The organism is Crocinitomix algicola (genome assembly GCF_001661595.2).
In the GTDB taxonomy this organism is placed as follows: domain Bacteria; phylum Bacteroidota; class Bacteroidia; order Flavobacteriales_D; family Crocinitomicaceae; genus Crocinitomix; species Crocinitomix algicola.
Map to the genome: position 1 here is coordinate 143562 of NZ_LYPF02000017.1, position 22278 is coordinate 165839.

General features: G+C 34.9%; 24 protein-coding genes. 14 read left to right on the forward strand and 10 right to left on the reverse strand.

The window, feature by feature from the left end; translation table 11 throughout:
- Positions 1–24: 24 nt before the first annotated feature.
- A complete protein-coding gene (locus A8143_RS11355) occupies positions 25–714 on the reverse strand; it encodes a helix-turn-helix transcriptional regulator (protein WP_070138177.1) in 690 nt (229 codons plus the stop codon).
- A gap of 379 nt (positions 715–1093) precedes the next feature.
- Here A8143_RS11355 and A8143_RS11360 point away from each other — a divergent pair, with 379 nt between their 5' ends.
- From A8143_RS11360 to A8143_RS11380, 5 genes are all read left to right on the forward strand, one after another.
- Positions 1094–3226: a T9SS type B sorting domain-containing protein gene (locus A8143_RS11360; RefSeq protein WP_083261347.1), complete on the forward strand. Its 2133-nt coding sequence runs from the start codon at positions 1094–1096 to the stop codon at positions 3224–3226.
- 209 nt (positions 3227–3435) lie between these two features.
- Positions 3436–4017 carry a Crp/Fnr family transcriptional regulator gene (locus A8143_RS11365; RefSeq protein WP_070138179.1) on the forward strand — a complete coding sequence of 194 codons (582 nt, stop codon included), beginning with the start codon at positions 3436–3438 and terminating at the stop codon, positions 4015–4017.
- A 70-nt stretch (positions 4018–4087) separates the two neighbouring features.
- The gene (locus A8143_RS11370) at positions 4088–4894 is read left to right on the forward strand and encodes an SDR family oxidoreductase (protein WP_070138180.1); all 807 of its coding nucleotides are present in this window, start codon (positions 4088–4090) and stop codon (positions 4892–4894) included.
- Between the two features lie 4 nt (positions 4895–4898).
- Positions 4899–6275 (forward strand): aldehyde dehydrogenase, encoded by a 1377-nt coding sequence (locus A8143_RS11375; RefSeq protein ID WP_070138181.1) that lies wholly within the window; start codon positions 4899–4901, stop codon positions 6273–6275.
- A gap of 250 nt (positions 6276–6525) precedes the next feature.
- Complete coding sequence (locus A8143_RS11380) at positions 6526–7419, forward strand: hypothetical protein (RefSeq protein WP_070138182.1); 894 nt, start codon at positions 6526–6528, stop codon at positions 7417–7419.
- Positions 7420–7540: 121 nt separating this feature from the next.
- Here the strand turns inward: A8143_RS11380 and A8143_RS11385 are convergent, their stop codons facing one another.
- The 3 genes from A8143_RS11385 to A8143_RS11395 form a co-directional block, all read right to left on the reverse strand.
- A complete protein-coding gene (locus tag A8143_RS11385; protein WP_070138183.1) occupies positions 7541–8080 on the reverse strand; it encodes an NADPH-dependent FMN reductase in 540 nt (179 codons plus the stop codon).
- The gene (locus A8143_RS11390) at positions 8077–8580 is read right to left on the reverse strand and encodes a DUF2480 family protein (protein WP_070138184.1); all 504 of its coding nucleotides are present in this window, start codon (positions 8578–8580) and stop codon (positions 8077–8079) included. Before A8143_RS11390 ends, A8143_RS11385 begins: the two co-directional genes overlap by 4 nt.
- Before the next feature lie 64 nt (positions 8581–8644).
- The gene (locus tag A8143_RS11395; RefSeq protein ID WP_070138185.1) at positions 8645–9271 is read right to left on the reverse strand and encodes a superoxide dismutase; all 627 of its coding nucleotides are present in this window, start codon (positions 9269–9271) and stop codon (positions 8645–8647) included.
- A 200-nt stretch (positions 9272–9471) separates the two neighbouring features.
- On the opposite strand from A8143_RS11395, the gene A8143_RS11400 reads away from it, so the two are divergent.
- Positions 9472–10101: a helix-turn-helix transcriptional regulator gene (locus A8143_RS11400; protein ID WP_175437534.1), complete on the forward strand. Its 630-nt coding sequence runs from the start codon at positions 9472–9474 to the stop codon at positions 10099–10101.
- 36 nt (positions 10102–10137) lie between these two features.
- On the opposite strand, the gene A8143_RS11405 is transcribed toward A8143_RS11400, so the two are convergent.
- The 4 genes from A8143_RS11405 to A8143_RS17320 form a co-directional block, all read right to left on the reverse strand.
- The gene (locus A8143_RS11405; RefSeq protein ID WP_070138187.1) at positions 10138–11235 is read right to left on the reverse strand and encodes a lipase family protein; all 1098 of its coding nucleotides are present in this window, start codon (positions 11233–11235) and stop codon (positions 10138–10140) included.
- Positions 11236–11376: 141 nt separating this feature from the next.
- Complete coding sequence (locus A8143_RS11410; RefSeq protein WP_070138188.1) at positions 11377–11814, reverse strand: carboxymuconolactone decarboxylase family protein; 438 nt, start codon at positions 11812–11814, stop codon at positions 11377–11379.
- A 63-nt stretch (positions 11815–11877) separates the two neighbouring features.
- On the reverse strand, positions 11878–12450 hold the full coding sequence (locus tag A8143_RS11415) for a Crp/Fnr family transcriptional regulator (RefSeq protein WP_070138189.1): 573 nt from the start codon (positions 12448–12450) through the stop codon (positions 11878–11880).
- Between the two features lie 2 nt (positions 12451–12452).
- On the reverse strand, positions 12453–12578 hold the full coding sequence (locus tag A8143_RS17320; RefSeq protein ID WP_262485622.1) for a hypothetical protein: 126 nt from the start codon (positions 12576–12578) through the stop codon (positions 12453–12455).
- A 110-nt stretch (positions 12579–12688) separates the two neighbouring features.
- On the opposite strand from A8143_RS17320, the gene A8143_RS11420 reads away from it, so the two are divergent.
- The gene (locus tag A8143_RS11420; RefSeq protein WP_070138190.1) at positions 12689–13171 is read left to right on the forward strand and encodes a hypothetical protein; all 483 of its coding nucleotides are present in this window, start codon (positions 12689–12691) and stop codon (positions 13169–13171) included.
- Between the two features lie 220 nt (positions 13172–13391).
- Here the strand turns inward: A8143_RS11420 and A8143_RS11425 are convergent, their stop codons facing one another.
- Complete coding sequence (locus A8143_RS11425; RefSeq protein WP_070138191.1) at positions 13392–13688, reverse strand: type II toxin-antitoxin system RelE/ParE family toxin; 297 nt, start codon at positions 13686–13688, stop codon at positions 13392–13394.
- Entirely contained in the window at positions 13681–13920 is a 240-nt protein-coding gene (locus A8143_RS11430; RefSeq protein WP_070138192.1) for a ribbon-helix-helix domain-containing protein, read from the reverse strand. The genes A8143_RS11425 and A8143_RS11430 overlap by 8 nt, the downstream gene beginning before the upstream one ends.
- Positions 13921–14056: 136 nt before the next feature.
- Here A8143_RS11430 and A8143_RS11435 point away from each other — a divergent pair, with 136 nt between their 5' ends.
- The 7 genes from A8143_RS11435 to A8143_RS11465 all read left to right on the forward strand — a co-directional run bounded on the left by A8143_RS11435 (position 14057) and on the right by A8143_RS11465 (position 22181).
- On the forward strand, positions 14057–15613 hold the full coding sequence (locus A8143_RS11435) for an FG-GAP repeat domain-containing protein (RefSeq protein WP_070138193.1): 1557 nt from the start codon (positions 14057–14059) through the stop codon (positions 15611–15613).
- A gap of 201 nt (positions 15614–15814) precedes the next feature.
- Entirely contained in the window at positions 15815–16837 is a 1023-nt protein-coding gene (locus A8143_RS11440) for a tryptophan 2,3-dioxygenase family protein (protein ID WP_070138194.1), read from the forward strand.
- Positions 16838–16860: 23 nt separating this feature from the next.
- Positions 16861–17355: a GNAT family N-acetyltransferase gene (locus A8143_RS11445; protein ID WP_070138195.1), complete on the forward strand. Its 495-nt coding sequence runs from the start codon at positions 16861–16863 to the stop codon at positions 17353–17355.
- Between the two features lie 106 nt (positions 17356–17461).
- On the forward strand, positions 17462–18373 hold the full coding sequence (locus A8143_RS11450; RefSeq protein WP_070138196.1) for a mechanosensitive ion channel family protein: 912 nt from the start codon (positions 17462–17464) through the stop codon (positions 18371–18373).
- Between the two features lie 52 nt (positions 18374–18425).
- Positions 18426–19169: a DUF4197 domain-containing protein gene (locus tag A8143_RS11455; protein WP_245676501.1), complete on the forward strand. Its 744-nt coding sequence runs from the start codon at positions 18426–18428 to the stop codon at positions 19167–19169.
- A gap of 200 nt (positions 19170–19369) precedes the next feature.
- Positions 19370–20539 (forward strand): Kelch repeat-containing protein, encoded by a 1170-nt coding sequence (locus A8143_RS11460; protein ID WP_070138197.1) that lies wholly within the window; start codon positions 19370–19372, stop codon positions 20537–20539.
- 139 nt (positions 20540–20678) lie between these two features.
- Positions 20679–22181, forward strand: coding sequence for a sensor histidine kinase (locus A8143_RS11465; RefSeq protein WP_083261348.1), 1503 nt, complete (start codon positions 20679–20681; stop codon positions 22179–22181).
- Positions 22182–22278: the final 97 nt, after the last annotated feature.

The following is a 22278-nucleotide window of genomic DNA, read 5'->3' on the forward strand; positions in this document are numbered from 1 at the left end:
AGAATGAACCATGACAGCCCTATGTCAACTTCTATTATTTTTTTCAATGAAATAGGATGTTAAATCAAATTTTGGACGATTAGTAAAATGTGAATTTGTTATTTCGTAATTTAATATGCGGTCAAGTCTAAACTCACGATAGGCTTTTTTAATCGTACAGAATGATATCAAAATCCAAGCGCTACTAGAGAAATATAGACCCAATGGTTGAATTTTCCTGTTGGAGATTTCATCGGTATGAAGTGCATGATACTCGATTTCAACAAGCAAATTTTTTAGAATTGCTTTTTTTAAATCTGAAAGTGAATTACTTCGATAAAAGGTTTTTAAATGGGATGGTGCAATCCTTTCTGCGAGTTTTTCAAAATAATCTTTTTGATCCGTTTTTAAAGTTGACTTAATTTTGATCAAAAGGGAGTCAAAATCTTTTTTTAAAGATGTATCACCTTGATTTTGTATGAATTTTTGGGCAGAAACCAACGTACTAACCTCTTTTTCATTGAGCATAATAGGAGGTAAATGATAGCCCTCTACTAAAAAATAACCCTTCCCGTTTTCCGACCCAATTGGTACGCCGGCATCTTGTAAGGTATTAATATCACGATATACCGTTCTCAGACTAATTTCAAATCGTTCCGCTATTTCTTTAGCAACGATAATTTTTTTTGATTGTAGTTGTATCAAAATAAGTGTTAATCTTGAGAGCCTTTGCATTTATACGTACAGTTAAGGTGTGAATCAACTTTTAGCTTCTAATTTTATTCTACAAAAGTAAAAATATATCACCACTCTATTCCTAAGACTTAAACCATCATCTATTGATTGTTGTTCAATATTTTAAGATGCAAAATATAGTATTCGAAAGAGCTAGTTATAGCATTTATTTTAGGGTTATTAATCAATTTGAGTCTATAAAAGATAATCAAAAACACTACTATGATATAACTTATTCAAATTCATATACCTGACTTTTTGATTGAACAAAACACAATGCCGATTAATCAATAAAAACGACCCTTGAATCAACAAAACTGAAAAACATCAAACGCTTACCGAACACTTAACGTTAAGAGATTAACAAAACCTTCGCTACATGGTTAAAAACTACCACATTTATCAATTTTTCTTGACAGTTATCATAATATTCAGTTGTTTATGTTTAACAGCTCAAGAAGAGCATATGAACTGGCATTTTGGCAATGGTGCAGGATTAAATTTTAGTTCTGGAGATCCGGATACATTCGTTGGCAGCGAAATTGAAACTACTGAATCTTGTTACACTGTTAATGATAATGAAGGCAATGTTTTATTCTATACAAATGGATTAAAAGTGTGGGACGCTACAAATACCGTAATGCCTAATGGTTCGGATTTACTTGGTAACACAAGCGCACAATGTATAGTGTTACCTAGACCAGATAACCCAAATCGATATTTCATCTTATCAACTGATGCCATTCGTTTTGATGGATTAACACCAAACGGCTTGGTTTATTCAGAAGTTGACATGACACTTAATGGAGGCTTGGGAGATATCATTCCGTCTGAAAAAAACGTTGTTTTAAGCGCTAGTGCTGGAGAATGGTTAACAGCTATTCCTCATGCCAATTGCACCGATACTTGGATTTTAACTCATGGTAAAAGTTTTAATAGTGTGTTGATGGCATTTGAACTTACTAGTGAGGGAATTAATCCTGTTCCTATTAATTCAGATTTGGGAATCGTTTATGAACCTGGTTATGAAGCATTAGGAATTATGCGACCTCATCCTGACGGGACAAAAGTAGTCATGACCCGACCAAAATTTTGGGCTGTTGTTGATTTATTTGATTTTGATAAAAGTACCGGAATTGCATCTGGATTAACAAATCTATATACTGAAGAAGGCTTAAACCGGTCTTATGGTATTGAATTTTCTCGAAGCGGAAACGTTTTATACATCGGTCAGTTTGCGGAGAGCAAAATATTTCAATATGATATGCTTGCTGCTGACATTCCATCAACTCGAACGTTTATTGGAGAACTCACATCTGATGGCGAGATTGGTCAATTACAAATCGCTCCAAATGATAAAATTTATGTGAATTACAATATCTTTCCTTTTGGAGGAAATTTTCTAGGTGTTATTAATTCTCCTGAAACCATAGGGCTAGGATGCGATTTTATTCAAAATGCAGTCAGTTTAGGTGCTGTCACTACAATTTATGGACTCCCTTGGTATTATTCGCCCGAATCCAACACAGAGTATTCGATAGATTTAGGAGCAGATACTGTTTTATGCGATGGCGAAGAATTGATGTTAACGCCGTCCTTAAGTATTGATGTTGAAGCGACGTTTGAATGGTCTGATGGCAGCACAGGAGAAACACTAAATACATCTGAACCCGGAACATATTGGGTAAATACACAAGCCGGGTCTTGTGCTGTTGTTTCCGACACAATCAATATAGAAATCAGTGATGCCAGTATTGAATCGCTGGTAATTGACACAATTGGTTGCAGTCCCCTTGAAGTTAAATTAGAAGCATTGGTAAGCGGAGATATTGCCATGTGGAATTGGGAGACGGGAGATGGAACTATCGTTAACTCTCCTTCATCAATTTACACCTATAGCGAACCTGGCACATATACAATAGAACTCTCTGCCATTTCCGAGGAGAACTGCTTTCTTGTTGATCCAGACCCTATTGTTATCACTGTTCTGGAAAGTCCAGATGCTGACTTTACGCTTGAACCATCTGCTGTAGTCTTGGATGAATTAGTTCATATAACGGATAATTCTACCGGAAGTATTCTCACATGGGAATGGTTTTATCGTGATGAACTTATTAGCAATGATAACTCTTTTGATTGGGTTTTTGAAACCATTGAAAGGGATGTAATCAAGTTAGTCGTGACAAATTCAAACGGTTGTTCCGATAGTATTATTAAAAAGATCAATTTTGAAACGCAAGACATTATTTATATTCCAAATACATTTACTCCTAATGGAGATGGAAACAATGATTTGTTTCAAGTTGTCGATTATTATGGGATTGTCGATCGATTTGATATTTACAATCGATGGGGTGAGCTCGTTTGGACATCAACCAGTAACACGAATGGTTGGGATGGTTCGTACAATGGAGTTTTAGCCCAAGATGGCGTTTATACCTGGAGAGTGATAACCACTGTTGATGAAACTGCAAAAAAAGAGTTGTTTGGACATGTTTTATTGTTGCGCTAGCACATAATATCATTTTATACACACACATTTCTGAAAGAATTCATCTTTCGATTCGATGCTATCAATTATTTAAAATTTAGACGAACTATAACCGTGCAACCTTTAATCAGCTACAGAACTAAAATGTCTTGATTAGTTCTAACGTCGAGATATTGAATAAATTATTCAATATTTTATCCTTATTTTTGAATAATTCAAGCGGATGAAACATGAATGATCCTATCGATCAAATCAAAAAGGCAATTTCAAATTACATTGATGTAGACGATTTAGAGTGGGCCGATTATGCGCAAGATTTTAGCTTAAAATCTGTGAAAAAGAAAGAACTAATTCTTCAGCAAGGTCGCATCTGTAATACCGTTTTTTTTGTTAGAAAAGGTCTTTTACGTGTGTTCTTTGTAGATGCTAATGGTGAAGAAAAAACGTTTCATTTTTCGATGGAAAACACCTTTTCAGCCGACTATGAAAGCTTTTTGAAGAAAAAACCGTCTAATTATTCTATTCAAACACTCGAAGATTCAGAATTGATTTTAATGCCTTTTGAAATGTTACATCGAGGTTATGAGATTCTGAAAAACGGGGAAAAACTTGGGAGGTTACTAGCCGAGGAATACTTTTTCTTATTCAGTAGTAAAATACATGCTATTTACACCCAGTCCCCCATGGATCGTTACAATCAGCTTAATAAAGCCTATCCTAACTTATTACAGCGCGTACCTCAACATTATATCGCCTCATTCTTAAACATTAGTCCGGTACATCTTAGTCGACTAAAAAATCAATCCGCTTAAATCATTAACATTTGTTATTGTCCTTACTTTGAATCACAAGTAATTTCGTATTTAAGTTCATTAAAACCAAATGAAAAACTTAAAAGACAAAACAGCTTTAATCACTGGAGGTGCATCAGGCATTGGTAAAATAATGGCCAGATTACTCTTAAAAAAGGGAATGAAAGTGATTATTTGGGATATCGATAATCAGAAAATAAATGAGACCGTTAACGAACTTTCTACACATGGTCAAATAAGCGGAAACTGTGTTGATGTCTCTAATAAATCACAAATTGAAGACACCTCAAAAGAGTTATCTAATAAAGGATTACAAGTCGACCTCTTGATCAATAACGCCGGTATTGTAGTTGGTGAATATTTTCATCAACACAGTTCAAGCGATATAGAGAAAACAATAGCGATAAATACCATTGCACCGATGAATCTATCGTTAACATTTTTAGAAGGAATGATGGAACGAAACGAGGGTCATATTTGTAATATTGCTTCTTCGGCGAGTTTGGTTTCTAATCCTAAAATGGCGGTATACGCAGCCAGTAAATGGGCCGTATTTGGATGGTCTGATAGTCTAAGGTTAGAGATGAAGCAACTCAAAAAAAACATAAAAGTAACCACAATATTACCTTATTATATAGACACGGGGATGTTTAGCGGTGTACAATCTAAAATTCCTATCTTAAAACCTGAATCAGCCGCACTTTCCATTATTAAAGCCATTGAAAAAAATCGAAAAATTCTTTCGCTTCCTGGCTATATCTACCGAACAACTCGCATAGCTCAAGCGTTATTCCCTATACATTTCTTCGATTGGTTTGTCGGACAAGTTTTGGGAATATATAAGACAATGACAACCTTCACAGGACATAAAAAATAACATCATGCAAGAAACTTCCAAGCACACGATTGATACCTTATTACAGAAACAAAAATCTTTTTTTTCATCGGATCAAACCAAGTCTATTCCTTTTCGAATTGCTCAGCTGAAAAAATTAAAAAAGATGGTTTTATCCAATCAAAATTTAATCGAAGAAGCCTTGTGGAACGATTTACATAAATCGCCTGAGGAAGCTTATTTAACGGAAATTAGTTTGGTAACAGGTGAAATTGATTATCACCTAAAACGACTCAAAAAATGGGCTCGCCCAACTCGAGTTAAAACACCGATTCATTTATTTCCGTCGAGCAGTAAAATTATTCATGAACCGCTAGGAACAGCATTAATACTTGCCCCATGGAACTATCCTTTTCAATTGTTAATCAATCCATTAATAGGCTCAATTTCCGCAGGCTGTACAAGTATCATTAAACCTTCGCCTGACACACCAAACGTAGCGAGGGTTATCGAAAAAATCATAGAAAAAACTTTTGAAGATTCTTACATTGCCGTTGTACAAGGCGGAAAAGAAACAAATACAATATTATTTCATGAAGCTTTTGATATTATCTTCTTTACCGGAAGTCCAAGAGTAGGAAAAGTTGTGATGGAAGCCGCTTCAAAAAAATTAACTCCTGTAGTCCTAGAATTAGGAGGGAAAAGTCCGTGCATTGTTGACGCCGATGCCAATATAAAAGTAGCAGCTAAACGAATTGCGTGGGGAAAATTAATCAATGCTGGGCAAACGTGCATTGCGCCAGATTATCTGTTTGCGCATCAAGACATCAAAGATGAATTATTGGATGAAATTGCCAAAAATTTCGTAGAAATGTATGGAAATGATGTAAAAAACAGTCGCTTTTATCCAAGAATTGTGAATAATAGAGCAGTTGACCGTTTAAGCAAACTTATGAATGAAGGTAAAATTCACACGGGTGGAGAAATTGATGAGAAACAAAAATATATTGCTCCAACCATTATTGATAATGTTCTTCCTGAACATCCAATCATGCAAGAAGAAATCTTTGGTCCCATATTACCCGTGCTCACTTTTAGTAAGATTAATCAAGTGACTGATTATGTTAATTCGCATGAAAAACCCTTGGCATTTTATTACTTCGGAACCAATAATCAAGCTAAAAATGTACTCAAAAAAACATCCTCTGGAGGAGCTTGTATCAATGACACATTAATGCACATTGTTAACCATAATCTTCCTTTTGGAGGAGTTGGTAATAGTGGAATGGGAAAATATCATGGGAAAGAAAGTTTTGAAGTATTTAGTAATAGACGAAGTATCATTACTACACCAACTTGGTTAGATCTTCCTGTAAGATATGCACCATTCAAATACTTTAAATGGGTGAAGAAAATTATTTAAATTTTTGACCTCTTATAAAACAGTCCAGCAAAAGATAAACTGACCCAAACCTTTAATCTTCAATATAGTACTGTTTCCTTCAACAATTTGTTAAAAAGAACTTACACTTCCTTAACTTCTCAAAACTGTTGTGAAGATTATACATAGCTTCGTTCTTACGAATTAGTAATTACATATTCTTTTATTAAAAGTCAGAATATTGCTGAACAAGACTTAAAATTTGAAGTAAGCGTAACATATTTGTAATAGAATGAAAATAATTTTAAAATTTATCGTTGGCTTGATGCTTTCTACATCAACAGCTTTGATTGCTCAGGACCAAAAATCTAAACTTAAAGAATGGGGTGATACAGAACTTACTTGTTTTGGAAACAATTGTAATTCAACTGAAAACTATAAATTATCTCTCCATGAAATTGACGATCCTTATATGTGGTATGCGCAAATAAGTAGTCAATATCGCACGGCTAATTATTATGCCGTACCAGAACAACAGCCCTATCCAATTTTTTTGACGAAAGGAACAGATTGGGGAGATGATAAAATGATCTACTTTCTAAATTTTACAAGTCAAGGAGGTAATTATTATAATAAATCAATCCTTATAATTGATGATTTACTTTATGTGATTGAAGAAGAACAAAATCATTCATGGAAAGCGCATCAAATTTTTTCAAAAGACAATTACAAAGGGGTCAAAGGAATGATTGCCAAGGAAAAAAAGATCAAGGAGTTGGCGCAAATTGACCACGATAAAATTGTAAATGATTACATCAATAGTCAAAAAGAAATATTATCCGCTAAAACACCCGAATATAAAGCTAAAAACCAGGAGTATTACGATAGATTTAAGCTTGAAAAAGGGTGGGCAAATCAAGATATTTCTGATAGTTATGAAATTCTTAAAGAACAACGAATTACCAATGTTGTACGTGTAAAAAACAACAAAGCTAATACCGTTTTTATTGGGTTTGATGGTCCGGGTTCTATTCCAAATAGCAAATTAAAACCAGGTGATGAAATAACAATTGAATGTAATTTAGCTGATATTTATTTGTTTTTATCTAATGATAGTAATAGAGAACCAGTTAAATTTTTGTTTACTCCTGAAGATTGGTGTGGTAAGCAATATATTATTAACTAGAAGGTAAGCCACAATAGGTTAATCAAAAAGTAACCTATTTTTTTCATAATAAGGGGAGTCGAAAATTCGACTTCCTTTTTTTATTTGACGGATGCACTAATTCTTCGTTCAATTGAATAAATTAATGCTTCTCTTTAATCAATAAATCAACTAACAAACCGAGTTTTGTTTTGTAGTGCCCATTTAATTCGCCTCTTTCATCAAATAGATCTGCATATTGCATGGGAACGCTGAAAGGGAGCGTCCAAGCACGAAGGGCTTTAGCCACTTGATCCATTGCATTAATACCGTTTACCCCGTGCATTCCACCTGCCCAGCAAACAAATCCAACTAAACTTCCTTCTAAATAAGTGTTAGGCAAATCATTTCCGTATTCAAGCCAATCTAAACAGTTTTTCATCACCCCTGTCATGCTCCCATGATACAAAGGCGTTAACCATAATTGTAGATCTGAACTCCGAAATAAATGGTTCATTTCATTAACTGATTGGGGAATTTCCGCCGGGTTTAATTCAAATAATGGAATGTCTGCATCTCCAATATTAAATTGAATAACTTCAACATTTTTTGCAGCTAATGCTGCTGTTATAAAACCACTTACCTTACCAGAAGCTGACTTTGAACTGTACTCTGGTGAACCATTAAAAATTAAAACCTTCATTTTCTTTTCCAAATTACTTTCGGTAAACCAACCTCTCCATACATTAGCGTTTTTACAATCGGTTGTAGTGTTTTGCTAATTTGCAAATAAATTGCTGGCGGTATTCCTGGTCGAGCGATGATAACAACCTTCTTATCTTTATAAGCGTCAAAATTAAGTTTTTGCAATTGGTTTTCCCAGTCTTTTATTATGGAATCATGTTTACGAGCAAAAGAAAGTTCTTTTACAACACCATTTAATTCACAAGTCATAAACATATACACCCATGAAGGAATTATTGCGTCAGTCGAACAAAAAAGGGCGAGTTTTTTATTTTTAAATTGGTTCCAATCGAATTTTGCAACCTTCGATTTGAATTCTTTTTCTCTAACTACCAGCCCTTGAAATAAAAAACTAGCAAAATCGAACTCTTCCCATTCATTCCCCTTTAAAATTTCAGCTAAATCAATAGAGACTATTCCTGTTTTAGCAAGTTTGGTATTTACATTTAGTGTATTCATTCGATTCTAAAATAAAAGAAGAAGCACTGACCTGTACTCCTTCTTTTGAACTAATCATTATTTATTATTTGCCTATCTTTCCCAAAGCCTCTTCATATCGTTTTTCTACGGCCTCCCAATCTAAAACATTCCAAAATGCTTCTAAATAATCTGGTCTTCGGTTTTGATACTTTAAATAATATGCATGCTCCCATACATCAACTCCAAGAATTGGATATCCTTGACTTGTAGGGTTAGTGTCCATTAATGGATTGTCCTGATTCGCTGTTGATGTAACTCCAATAGCACCGTTATAATTGACAAATAACCAGGCCCATCCGGATCCAAATCGGGAACTTCCAGCTTTATTCAAAACTGCTTTAAAAGATTCTAAACTTCCAAACTGATTATTGATTTCCGCAGCTAACTTACCTGTTGGCTCCTTTTTTGGATTAGGCGATAAAATCGACCAGAACAATGAATGATTATAATGCCCACCACCGTTGTTACGGACAGCTACTCCATGGTTGCTAATTGCTTTTAAAATATCCTCTAATGACTCATTCTCAAATGCAGTACCTTCCAATGCATTATTCAAATTATTCACATAGCCTTGATGGTGCTTTTGGTGGTGAATCGTCATTGTTTCTTTATCAAAATGTGGCTCCAATGCATCAACGGCATAAGGTAGCGCTGGTAGTGTATATTTCATATTTGAATTATTTATAGTGTTAATTTGAGAACAAAATTAATCGAGAATTTTTAATAAAACAAGTAAAAACTTGTTTTATTTAGATTTTGCTTTTTCAACTTCTATCATGCCAAACGCTAGTAAAGCGTAATAAAAACAATATTATAAGCTGTTAACAGAAAGATTTCGTAAATTTGTTATTGGATAATAAAACAAGTATTTTGAAGCAAAAAGAAATCCGTCAGCAAATATTACACTTCATTAAAACTGAGCATGAAGTGACTGCCGGTTTATTGTCCGAAAAATTAGGGGTCACGAAAGAAGGCGCTCGTTTACATTTGGTCAAGCTTGTCAAATTAGGATATATCGAAAAGTCTGCCATTAGTCAAGGAGTTGGTCGACCAAAAACAATTTATAATTTAACTGAAAAAGGTGAACAAGAATTTCCTGACGCTCATGCGCAAATTACTGTTGAATTATTAAATTCTGTCAAACGACTATTAGGTGACAATGCGCTTGAATTGCTAATATCTGACAAAGAAAAAGAAACTTTCAATCGGTATCAAAAACATTTGGCAACATGCGACACGTTAGAGTCTAAACTAGAAATGTTAGCGAAATTACGGACTCAAGAAGGTTATATGGCCCAATGGGAAAAACAAGAAGATGAGTTCTACCTTATCGAAAATCATTGTCCTATTTGTGCTGCTGCAACCACATGCCAAGGGTTTTGTCGTGCCGAACTCAAAAACTTCAAGCAATTAATCGGCAACAGCTATCAAGTTGAACGGATCAAACATATTGTTTCTGGGGGTCAACGTTGTGTTTATCGCATTACGGAAAAAGTCTAAGCTCTTTTACATAAAGAAGACGAAAACAACGTAAAATTACTCGTAAAATGCTTTACCTAATCGTCTAGCCAAGTACAAATAAGGATGGTGGAAATGGTGAGAGAAAATTGCTTCCGGATTATTCGGAAATTTATCATAATAGTTTTGGTCAGGAGTTAACACAATTGTAATTCCGGTCCGGACATAATTATTACTTTCAACATAATCTGGCACACTCAACCCTTCTAATTTATTTGCAACTAATTTGTTGGCCATTTTCCCGAGATATTTCTCATAATTTTTCTGTGCTTTTTTTGTAGGCTTATCTAGCTTTTTATAAATTCTTTTCATCACAACACGTGCAGGCAATTTCTGTTTTTTTATAATTTGATCAACATTCACAAAAGGATTTACAGTATTAAAATCATTCAACGTTTGAATTGACATTGGGACTTCTGGAACCCAATCTGCACTGTTCACTACGTTGAATCCCCAACCGTTTTGGGTCATAGCCTCATAAGTATAAGCAAAGTATAAATTTCCGGGTTTTGGAGCAGCACTACAATACGTCTTAAACTTAAGGTCACTCGGTAGATTTCCTAATAATTGTTGCCGTCGGAGATGTGCAGTTAATAAATAGGCAATCGCTCCACCTTGGCTATGTCCCGTAATCAAAAAATCCTTAGTTCCTTTTTCATAAAGTGAGTCAATTTTTGGCTGAATATCACGAATTAAATACGCTAATCCAACAGCCCAACCAACATGCACAGCTGCTTTTGGATCAGCTGATAAATCATACTCAAATTCTTTATTGCCTTCTATTATTATGGTTCCTTTAGCCGGAATCATAGCAGCATAAAAATTCTCTAACCAACTTTCAGGTTTTTCTGTAGTTCCTCTTAAACTTATAGAAGCAATATTTTCTGAATTCAACCAAAGATCCCATGAATTGTCTAAACCTATATTCTCAGATTGATAAATCATTTCAAAAGATTTAGGACGGTCAAATTCTGATGCATAAGAGCTGTCTTTCACTGACTGAACTGATATTAACATTTGTTCTATATACTCATTGCGATCAAAACCTGGTTTTAGACCTTGCGTAAACCCTACTAAACCAGCTGCAATAAGATATAAAAATCCGAAATATTTCATGTGTACTAATGTTTATCTTTCTATACGATAAACATTAGCATTATGTTCCAGTGGTTGATTCTTAAATAAGAAAGATCTTCTTACCCGTATGTGTTCAAAAGATTGTTTTCGTAAATGATTAAATCATCACTAAAACTTGTTTTACTCAAACCTCAAATTTGTACTGATTGCGATTCTATTCCAAGCGTTAATTGTGGTAATAGCCATAATAATTGCAATAAGATGTTCTTCATCAAATAGCTTTTGAGCACGGCTATATGTTTCATCGCTCAAACCGGCCAAACTAATCATCGTAATTTCTTCTGTCATTTGTAACAAGACTGCCTCTTCATCAGAAAATAACTCTGATTCTTTCCATGCGTTCAGTAACAATAATCTTAAATGAGTTTCGCCACTTTTCAGAGCCTCATGTGTATGCATATTAATGCAATACGCACATCCATTAATCTGAGAAGCTCTCATTTTGATGAGTGATATTTGCCGTTTATCTAATGGCGAATTATTTAGAAATTGTTCCAATTGAAATAAACCTTCATAGGCTGCAGGTTTTACTTGATAAATGTTAATTCGATTTGTCATTTTGTTTTCATTTTTAGTGATAACAAAAGTGAAAACATCTGCCTTTAATTTTCTTAAGCTAGTTTAAGAAAGCTTTTTCGAACGAATTTCACTCACATATTCCGGACTTAACCCAAGGTACGACGCTATTAAATACTGAGGTATTCGTTGAGCAAACTCCGGGTAATATTGCACAAAATGAAAATAACGTTCTGCCTTAGAGGCTTCATAAATATACTTTATGCGATAAAGAGCTGCGCCATATGCAATTTGATAAAGGGTTCTAAAATAACGTTCTATTTTAGGATTAAATGCCAATAATTTTTCTTGGTTCTGTTTAGTAATACCCAAAATAGTACATCCTTCAATTGCCTGAAAATAAAATTCCGTTTTATGACTGTGATAAAAACTCAAAGGGTCATTCATCCACCAATTTTCAATTGCAAACTGAACGGTTTGATTATCTCCCTTTTCATTTATAAAATACATGTGTAAACACCCGCTAACTACAAAAAAAAGATACTCAGAACTGTTCTTATACTGCTGAAGATGATCTTTTTTACTCAGCTTAATAACGTCAAAATAATGCTCAATTTCCAAAAACTCCTCGCGCGAAATAGAAATATAGCGTTGTATGTGATGAAATAGTTCTTCCAAACCTAATTTGTTGTTGTAAAATCAAAAATACATTGCATTTCTGTGCGATACAAAAAACTAGTATTTATTCTTTCCATAAAACTGCTATTTTCAACACCATTCTCAATCTTGTATCTTCTCTTCTTCATAGAAATTTAGAACTCCCTTTTAAAAACAAACAGTTTGATAGTTAGTTAATTTAAACCAAATCAATATATTCAACTTATTTTACAGCATTCAATCAGCAAATCATTAATTCATGAAAGCGTGGTTTCAACATAAATACGGCTATATAAATATTGACGCTGAAAATATCTACATAACAAAATCTGGAAATTGGTCTGAAGTAACTGAACTCCATGAGAAAAATTACAAACCGTATCGATTTACAGACCTTAAAACTAAATTGAAAATAGGTATTTATCTCGTTTTTTTATTTAGTGTGGTTTTTTACGCCCTACTTGAGAATATTTTGTCCGGTAATTTAAAGTTAGTTCTCCTAGTCGGACTGCCGCTATTAGTCTATAGTGCTTATCATTATATCATACCCGAATTTGGAAGCCATTTTAAAATTCCATTCTCAAAAATCATAGAGATACGAGTTGAAAAATCAGTGGTGTTTTTTGAATTTTATGATGCAAATAACCGTAAAACAACAAATACCTTTAAAAGAATCAATACTGAAGGATTAAACCTGCTAAATGAAATTAAGAACGCAAGGAAGTCAATAAACAAAACATAGAAACACCTATAATTAAGCCTTGATTTATCAACAATGACTTCAATACTCTTCTTAACGTTTGCCTGAAAATAACCAATTTTTTCAATTGGCGTCGCGAGGTGTGTGGGCCAAATCCCGGACTGTGGGAGCGTCCGCCGTGATGGCAAAACCAAAACCCTGAACACACAATGGGCACAAGTGCGTTGGCAAAAAAGGGCGAACGTGATTTTTAGGTATTATGTTACCAACTGTTTTTCAATTCGTCAAGGTCTTGCCTTCCGACAATAACAATTATTTGAACCACTTCATTTTCTAGTCGGAAGAACACTGAATCTACTCCGAAAACACATCTTCTATAGCCTTTTCTGATGTAGTCCACAGATTCAAAAGCGAAAGGGTTTTTAGCTATGGAATCGAAGCAGTCAAAAAAATCATTGAAGTATTTGTCCGCCTGCTTTACACCAAACTTCTTGGTTCCATACTGGTGAATTCTAATCAAGTCTTCTTTTGCAGATTCACTAAGCAGATATTTAGCCATTTAGTCGCTTTTTTGATTCCGCAAGAATTTGTTCTTTAGAATCATTGGTGAAGCCACTTTTTTCCGCTTTTTCCAGTTTTACAGCTAACCAATCAATTTTTGCTTGCTGATTGCGAGCTTGACGAATAAGATCATTTACTAATTCGCTCTTACTAGAGTATTCTTGTGATTCCACTTGAGCTTTTAGCCATTCATCATTAGGCTTGGTAAATGAGATACTTTGTCGTGACATAACTAATGTTTGATGTAAAAGTACACCTTATTCGCACCAAAATCAAGTTTTCTCGAGTTAAATTGTAACAGTTGGTAACAATAAGATAAAATTCATAATACTCAGGCAAAATATTAAACAACGACATTTGCCAATTATGAGAAACTTTTCTGAATTATTATTGATAATCGCAATAGGCATTGTTTTGTTGGCATGTAACAACAAAAACGAAGATTACGATAATACCGAGCAGCTGACACAGGAGGAAATCAATTTTGAATTAAGTCAACGATATTGCACAATGTGTCACCAATATCCTTCGCCAGAACTATTGGATAAAAAAAGTTGGAAAAACCATGTTATACCAAGAATGGGTTATATGTTAGGAATTTATCCAGATTCTACCTACAGAGATTCATTATTAGAACCGGGAATTGCAGGTCAACGCGTTAACAACGCCAATATTTTCCCAAAACAACCGCTAATCAACGAAAAAGATTGGGAAAGAATAAAATCCTATTACTTGACAAATTCCCCAGAAAAATTAGCTCCAGCAATAGCTAAAACAATTCCAGAAAACCTAACTCAATTCACTCCAGAAATCCCTTCATTTAAGGTCTCTCCACCAAGCGCTACAATGATTCATTTTTCAAATGATCAAACCCTCTATGTTGGGGATGCAATTAGTCAAACTTTTTTAGAATTTGATAAAGAATATTCCTTAATAAAATCAGGAAACGTTAAAGAAGGTGCTGTGAGTTTATACACGGATGAAAAAAATATTTGGCTCACAATTATGGGCTCATTTTCGCCTACCGATAACCCATTAGGTTTTTTATTAACGATTCCAAAAAAAGGAGGGGCAATGGCTCGTGTTCCGATTAAAAATTTATGCCGCCCCGTGCATAGTTCTTACGCAGATTTTAATGGGGATGGCGCTACGGACATTGTCATTTGCGAATTTGGAAAATGGACAGGGGAACTGAGCTTATGGATAAATGATGGCAATGATAATTTTACCAAAACGACCCTGCTAAATCAAACAGGAGCCTTGAAAAGTGAAATTCGTGATTTTGATGGGAATGGAACACTGGATATTATCGCACTTTTTGGTCAAGGTAATGAAGGTGTTTCAATTTTTTATAACGATGGAAGAGGAAACTTTAACCGTGACCAAGTTTTACAATTTAGTCCGTCAAACGGATCTAGTTCATTCGACCTGTTTGATTATAACAATGACGGATTTATTGATATAATTTATACCGCTGGTGATAACGCAGACTTCGACCCAATAATGAAACCCTATCATGGTATTTATATTTATGTTAATGATGGCAACAATCAATTTAAACAGGAATATTTTTTCCAATTAAACGGAGCTTATCGCGCAATCCCTGCTGATTTTGATCAAGATGGTGATTGGGATATTGCAGCAATTTCTTTCTTTCCTGACTATGTGAATTCACCGAATGAGAGCTTTGTCTACCTCGAAAATAAGGGGCAAAATCAATTTTCAGCTTCAACATTTGACAATCATTCGTTAGGACGATGGATTGTGATGGAAAAAGGAGATATCGATCAAGATGGAGACTTAGATCTTTTTTTAGGATCCTTGGTGTTCGAAGTTATTCCTAAAAATGATGATTTAATGAATGGATGGATAGAAGGAGGAATTCCTTTTATTGTGCTGAAAAACAACTTTTCAAAACAATGAAATCAATGATTCTTTTTAGTTATAATCACACTTAACTAATGCCTTCCATTATTGTTGAAAAACCAACGGCAAAATTGCCTAAGCGAATGATATAAACTTATCTATTCTTAAATTTTATACCGCAGCATTCTATCAACTTTAGTCTCGAGTTCCTTTTCAACTCCCTTTTTATTACATTTACAAATTGTAATAACAGTAAATATGGAACTTCCTGAATCAACACTAAAAAAAATCAAAATTCTAAAAGAAAAATACGCCTCGATCGGACAAGATTTAGACTCGTATTTAGATGGACTGATTTATGCCAACCCATTAACTTACTGGGATTATATTGAAGTAGACGCACTATTAAGTTTACAAAAACCAAAAACAGATTTCCCCGACGAAAAAATCTTTATCGTTTATCATCAAATAACTGAATTGTATTTTTCGCTCATTTCACATGAGATAGAACAGATTTGCAAAAACGGAAAAAACATTTCCGAACACGGAGAAGATTTAGGTTGGAATTCTTCGCTTGACTTAGCGTTTTTCATCGAGCGATTAAAACGTGTAAACAAATACTTTGAAGCACTTACCAACTCTTTCGATATTATGCGTTTTGGCATGGAAAAAGAGCAATTCACAAAATTTAGAATGTCACTACTATCGGCAAGTGGATTTCAAACAGCAAGTTATCGTTACATCGAAATAGCATGTACCGATTTAAAGTATTTGGTATTCGAAGATCAGAGAGAAAGCCTATTTGATAGTGATATTCATACCCAATTGGATAATATTTATTGGCGAAGAGGTGCAATAGTAGAAGATACAGGAGAAAAAACACTCACCCTTAGAGATTTTGAAAATAAATATTTGGAGGATTTTCATGAATTTGCGGATAAGTATCAGCCTATCAACCTTTGGAAAAAATACAAGGCGCTTGATGCTAATGATCAAAAAAATGAACAGTTGGTTAAAGAACTGCGCGAACTCGATGTCAATGTAAACATCAATTGGCCATTGGTCCATTTTAGAACGGCCGCTCGTTATTTAGCAACTGGAAAAGGTGATGAAAAAGGGACTGGTGGAACGAATTGGCAAAAATACTTGCCTCCCCATTTTCAACGTCGAATATTTTATCCCGAACTTTGGTCAGAACAGGAACGTGAAGAGTGGGGTAAACACTGGGTTGATGCCGTATTCGCCGATCATTTAAAAAAGGAAAATCACCTGCCAAAATAATTCATCGTTTATAAATCGCGCTGATGGTTACTCTTCGACAAGCTAAAACTCAAGATCTAGAAGCTATACGTTCGATTTTTAATCATGCCATCCTAAACACAACTGCTGTTTACACCTACAACCCATTTTCAACCAACGATATGGACGTATGGTTTCAAACTAAAAAAGAAGGTAATTATCCTGTAGTTATAGCCGTTAATATGGCTGATAATGTAATTGGTTTTGCTACCTACGGAGCTTTTCGACCGCACGCAGCTTTTCAGTTTACCGCAGAACATTCGGTCTATGTTCATCCAAATCACCAAAATAAAGGAGTTGCAAGCTCATTATTAACCAAACTCATTGAGCTCGCCAAAGCGAATAATATTCATAGCCTGGTGGCAGGAATTGATGCGAATAACACCTCGAGCATAAGCTTACACCAAAAATTTGGTTTTGAAAAAGCAGGTATCATAAAACAATCAGGGTTTAAGTTTAACCAATGGCTTGACTTACAATTCATGCAAAAAATCCTTTAATTCACTCCATTTTTAAAGTTTTAACTCCTTTTCTTGCGATTTTCATCAATTATTTGCAGATTATAATCAATCCCATTTTTTTATTACTATTTATTGTCACAAAATTATGAATTTAGACTACCTGGATATTCTCTTGGAAAAACTCACTGATTGGGGAACAAAAGTCGTTTCCATGTTGCCAAATATTGGATTGGCTTTACTGGTACTTTTAGTTTTTGTGTTCCTCGGAAAACTGACAAGAAGACTTATACGAAAAATTCTTACTAGAGCTTACAACAATGAAGAACTCACGAGTATTCTTGCTCGCATAGGGTACATCGCGGTTGTATTAGGCGGTGCAATGGCTTCATTGTCCATCCTCCACTTGGACAAAACTGTTACATCCCTTTTGGCAGGTGCTGGTATCATCGGTCTTGCATTAAGTTTTGCTTTTCAAGACCTCGCTGCCAACTTCGTTTCAGGCTTTTTCATGGCGCTTAAAAAACCCTTTGAAATTGGCGATGTAATTGAAGTTGAAGGTTATACTGGAACAGTTTTAGCAATTTCTTTGCGAAGCACCGAAATAATGACTTTTGATGGCAATGAGGTCGTGATCCCAAACCGTAAATTATTTGAAAACCCACTCACAAACTATTACCGAACGAAAACGCGAAGGGTTGACCTTAACATAGGGGTTTCATACGCCGAAGATCTTGATCAAGTTCAACAAATTACAAAAAACGCAATCGAGCAAATACCTTCACTCGTTGAAGATAAAGAAGTACTTGTTATTTTTCAGGAATTCGGAGATAGTTCAATTAACCTACAAGTTCAATATTGGGTCCCATACGATAATTATTCGCAATATCTCGTTGGCATAAGTGAAGGGATTAAAGCCGTGAAAAAAGCTTATGATAAACATAACATCCTCATTCCATTCCCTATTCGTACAATGGACTTTGGCATTAAAGGAGGCGAAAAATTAGACTCCATGCTCAATTCCTCAACAAACAATTCTCCAAAACTTGACGAATTTTAACATTCATTTAAAATCAAATTCGGAACGGTATTTGTAATTTAAACCGTAAAGAATGAAAAAGATGAAAACAAAAAAAAGAATCGGGATTGCACTTACCCTCGGGATATTAGCAATCAACTTCAATACTGCTCAAGCACAAATACTGAAAGATTTAAAGAATAAAGTCGAAGAAAACGTTTCAACCTCTTCCTCCAACCTAACAGAAGAAGAGGTTGCAAAAGGGTTAAAAGAGGCCTTAACGCGTGGCGTTGAAAAAGGTGTGGATCAATTGTCAAAGCCTGACGGCTATTTCAAAGATTTAGCGATAAAAATTCCACTTCCACCAGAAGCTCAAAACGTGGAGGAAAAGCTACGTAAAATGGGACAAGGTCAAAAAGTGGACGATGCAATTGAATCCATAAACCGAGCAGCAGAAGATGCAGCCAACGGCGCCAAAGATATCTTTGTAACTGCCATTACATCTATGAGTTTAACCGACGCTATGGGAATTTTAAAAGGTGAAAAAAACGCAGCAACAGCCTACCTCGAAAAAACAACCCGAAGTTCGTTATTTGAAAAGTTTAAACCGGTAATAAAATCATCCCTTGAAAAAGTTGGTGCAACCAAACATTGGAACACCTTGTTTACCACTTACAATAAAATTCCAATGGTACAAAAAGTCAATCCTGACTTGGAAGAGTATGCCACCAATAAAGCTATTGATGGACTATTTGTTCAAATTGCAAAACAAGAAAAAGAAATTAGAGACAATCCAGCTGCCCGTGTCAGTGATCTCTTAAAAAAGGTTTTCGGATAATAAATTAACACAGAATTTATTAAGGGCCTCAGCATGATTGTTGAGGCTTTTTTGGGCGTTACCCTTCTGCCTTTCCTGTCGAAAGCCTGAAGGGTCGGGCTATCCACACTCGCTTTCGTCCGTCTGAGCCGGACGAAGAGCTCAAACACTCGTTCCTATCCCTAACGCAATTATAAGACAACACTTACGTTTATTAAGGCATGAACTTTAACCTGATTCTTTTATTTTGGATTAATTTAATTGGCTATAACCCTTTATTTTCGCAAAACTTTAATTGGTCTTCAATCACCACAACACCTGGGTTGGGCAGAGACGATGCCGTTTCATTTGCCATTAATGAAACAATTTATTTTGGCACTGGTAACCATGGAGGATTTGCTGAAAGTAATCAGTTTTATGCATTTAACATCAATACAAATAGTTGGAAGGCAATCGCATTTTTCCCCGGTGAACCACGCCAATATGCTTTTGCAGCTGTTTCAAATAACAAAGCATATGTTATTGGTGGTATTGACTGGAACAATATACCATTAAACGAAGTTTGGGAATATAATCCCGTAACGAATAAATGGACTGAGAAAAACATTTTCCCTGGTGCAAATAGATGGAAAGCAACAGGTTTTGTAATAGAAGGTGAAATTTATTATGGCACCGGTCGAAACTGGTCGACATCATTTAATGATTTTTGGAAATATGACCCAATTGAAAATAATTGGCAAAAACTTAATAACCTGCCCATCAACCCACGAGATGAAGCAATATCTTTTGCACTTTATAATAAGGGTTACCTCGGACTCGGCAGAGATTGTACGGATGTTTTAAAGGAAGATGTTTGGGAATACAACCCATCTAGTGATCAATGGAAATTTGCTAGTTTATTCCCCGGAGGACCAAGGTGGTATGCTACTTCAGAAACTTTAAATGGCAAAGGTTACATTGGTACTGGTGAAGATGAAAGCGGTACCATGTTTAACGATTGGTGGCAATTTAACCCCATCGGTTTTTCATGGAAAAAAATGCAAAACCTTCCCGGTCCTGAACGACGAGGTGTGACTGCTTGTGCTATTCATTCAAATGCCCTATTTTTATGTGGCGGGCTTTCCTCTTCATTTGAGCGATTAAAACGTATTGATCAATATTCGGAAATCAATAATAATGAGCAAACATTTAGAGCATGGTCCACTAATGACTATATTTATGTGTCACAATTGAAAGTTAATGGCATAATTCAAGTGTTTAATATAAATGGTCAATTGGTTTATTCGAAGTATACAGATAACGACCATTTGATTATTTCAACAGCAAATTGGACCAACGGCATGTACGTGATCCATTATCAAGAGAAATCAATCAAACTTATCTTATTATAGATACCACCATAATATTAACCCAAATTTCACCTTCAAACAATTGGTAATAAATAGATTATTTTGTAACTTGTTTAACCTACGACCCAACTTAACCTACTCAAAATAGTATCATATGAAGCAACTATAATTATCGGTTAACATGACCAAGAACTATCTCCCGCCACAAATAGTGAACCTGCTATTGTTTTCAATGGCCCTATTTTCTATTCTAACAATTGTAGGCTGGATAGCAGATGTCCCAAAACTGATTTTTCTCTTTTCTGAAAAATCAACGATGAAAGTCAATACAGCATTGTGTTTTTTAGTGATTGCCTTCGCAGCAAAAGTTAATCATTCGGCTTCATCATTACTGCAGTTCATAAAATATACCGGCGTGTTGATTGTCTTGTTTATTTCGAGCAGTGTACTCATCGCATATTTATTCGACACTTCTCTATTTATGGACAATCTTTTTGTTAATGACATATATTCGGCAGAAAACCCTGGTCGCATGTCTCGAGCTTCAGCGTTATGTTTTTTATTTTTTTCAATGGGTCTCGTGGGGACAGCTTTGAATAATCAAATCATCAGGAAAGGATTTCATTTTTTTTACGTAGCTGTGCTTATCATTAGTTTTGTTTCTTCCGTTTCTCACTTATTGGCTGTACCTATGGAGCATAAACTGCCTTTTTTTCAAACCATGTCGGTTCAAACTTCCTTATTTTTAGTGTTTTTATCCTTGATATTACTGTTAAGACGTTCTGTTTTTTCATTCGGAGAGTTTTTTTTAAGTAGCATGACCGGTAGTAGGCTGGTGAGAGTAATGATGCCATTTGTAGTAATCACACCTGTTATTCTTAACTATTTACTCATTTATTTTTCGAATAAACATTGGGTTGAAATTGATTTTGCGATTGCGATTGGTGCTGTTATCTATATCATTGTTAGCATCATTTACGTTGCGTATTTTGGAAATCGTTTAAATAAAATAAACCAGCGAAGTAAAAAATTACAGCGAGAATTGAACCAATCTAAACAAATTGCATTAAAAATAAATTTGTTGCGAGAAACACATCATAGGGTCAAAAATAATTTTCAGCTTGTAAATAGCTTATTGCGTATCCAATCGATGAAATTGACGGATGAGAAACTTATTTCTGTTTTAGAAGATTGCCAAGACCGCATTCGAGCGATGGCTTTATTGCATGAACAATTATACCGAGAGGGAAATTATGAAAAGGTACAAATTAACGCCTTTATTGAGGCCATTACTAAACCTTTAATCGATGCATATAAGCATGAAAAACTTATAAATTTAGAATTTAAAGTAAGTCCTAAACTAATGGATATGAATATTGCCATTCCACTTGGTTTAATCATAAATGAAATCATAACAAATTCATTAAAACACGCATTTGTAGGTAGAGCTGAAGGAAAAATAATAATAGAACTGAACGAAACAAATGAGGAGTTGTACGAATTAATAATTGGTGATGATGGAATCGGGTTGTCCACAGAGCTGGTTTCTGAAACCATTACGGAAAAATCAATGGGCCGTGAATTAATTTCAATATTTAGTGAACAAATTCGGGCTAAAGTTGAACGTCTTAATCGGCCAGGTACGTTACACCGGTTCACTTTTTCAAAACAGTTAATGCACTAATTTTACTTTGCGTTAGGGATTGCAATGGATAGCCCGCAAGCAATCTGCCTGTCTATGCTATGCATGAGATGGAAAGGCAGATAGCGAGGACTACGAA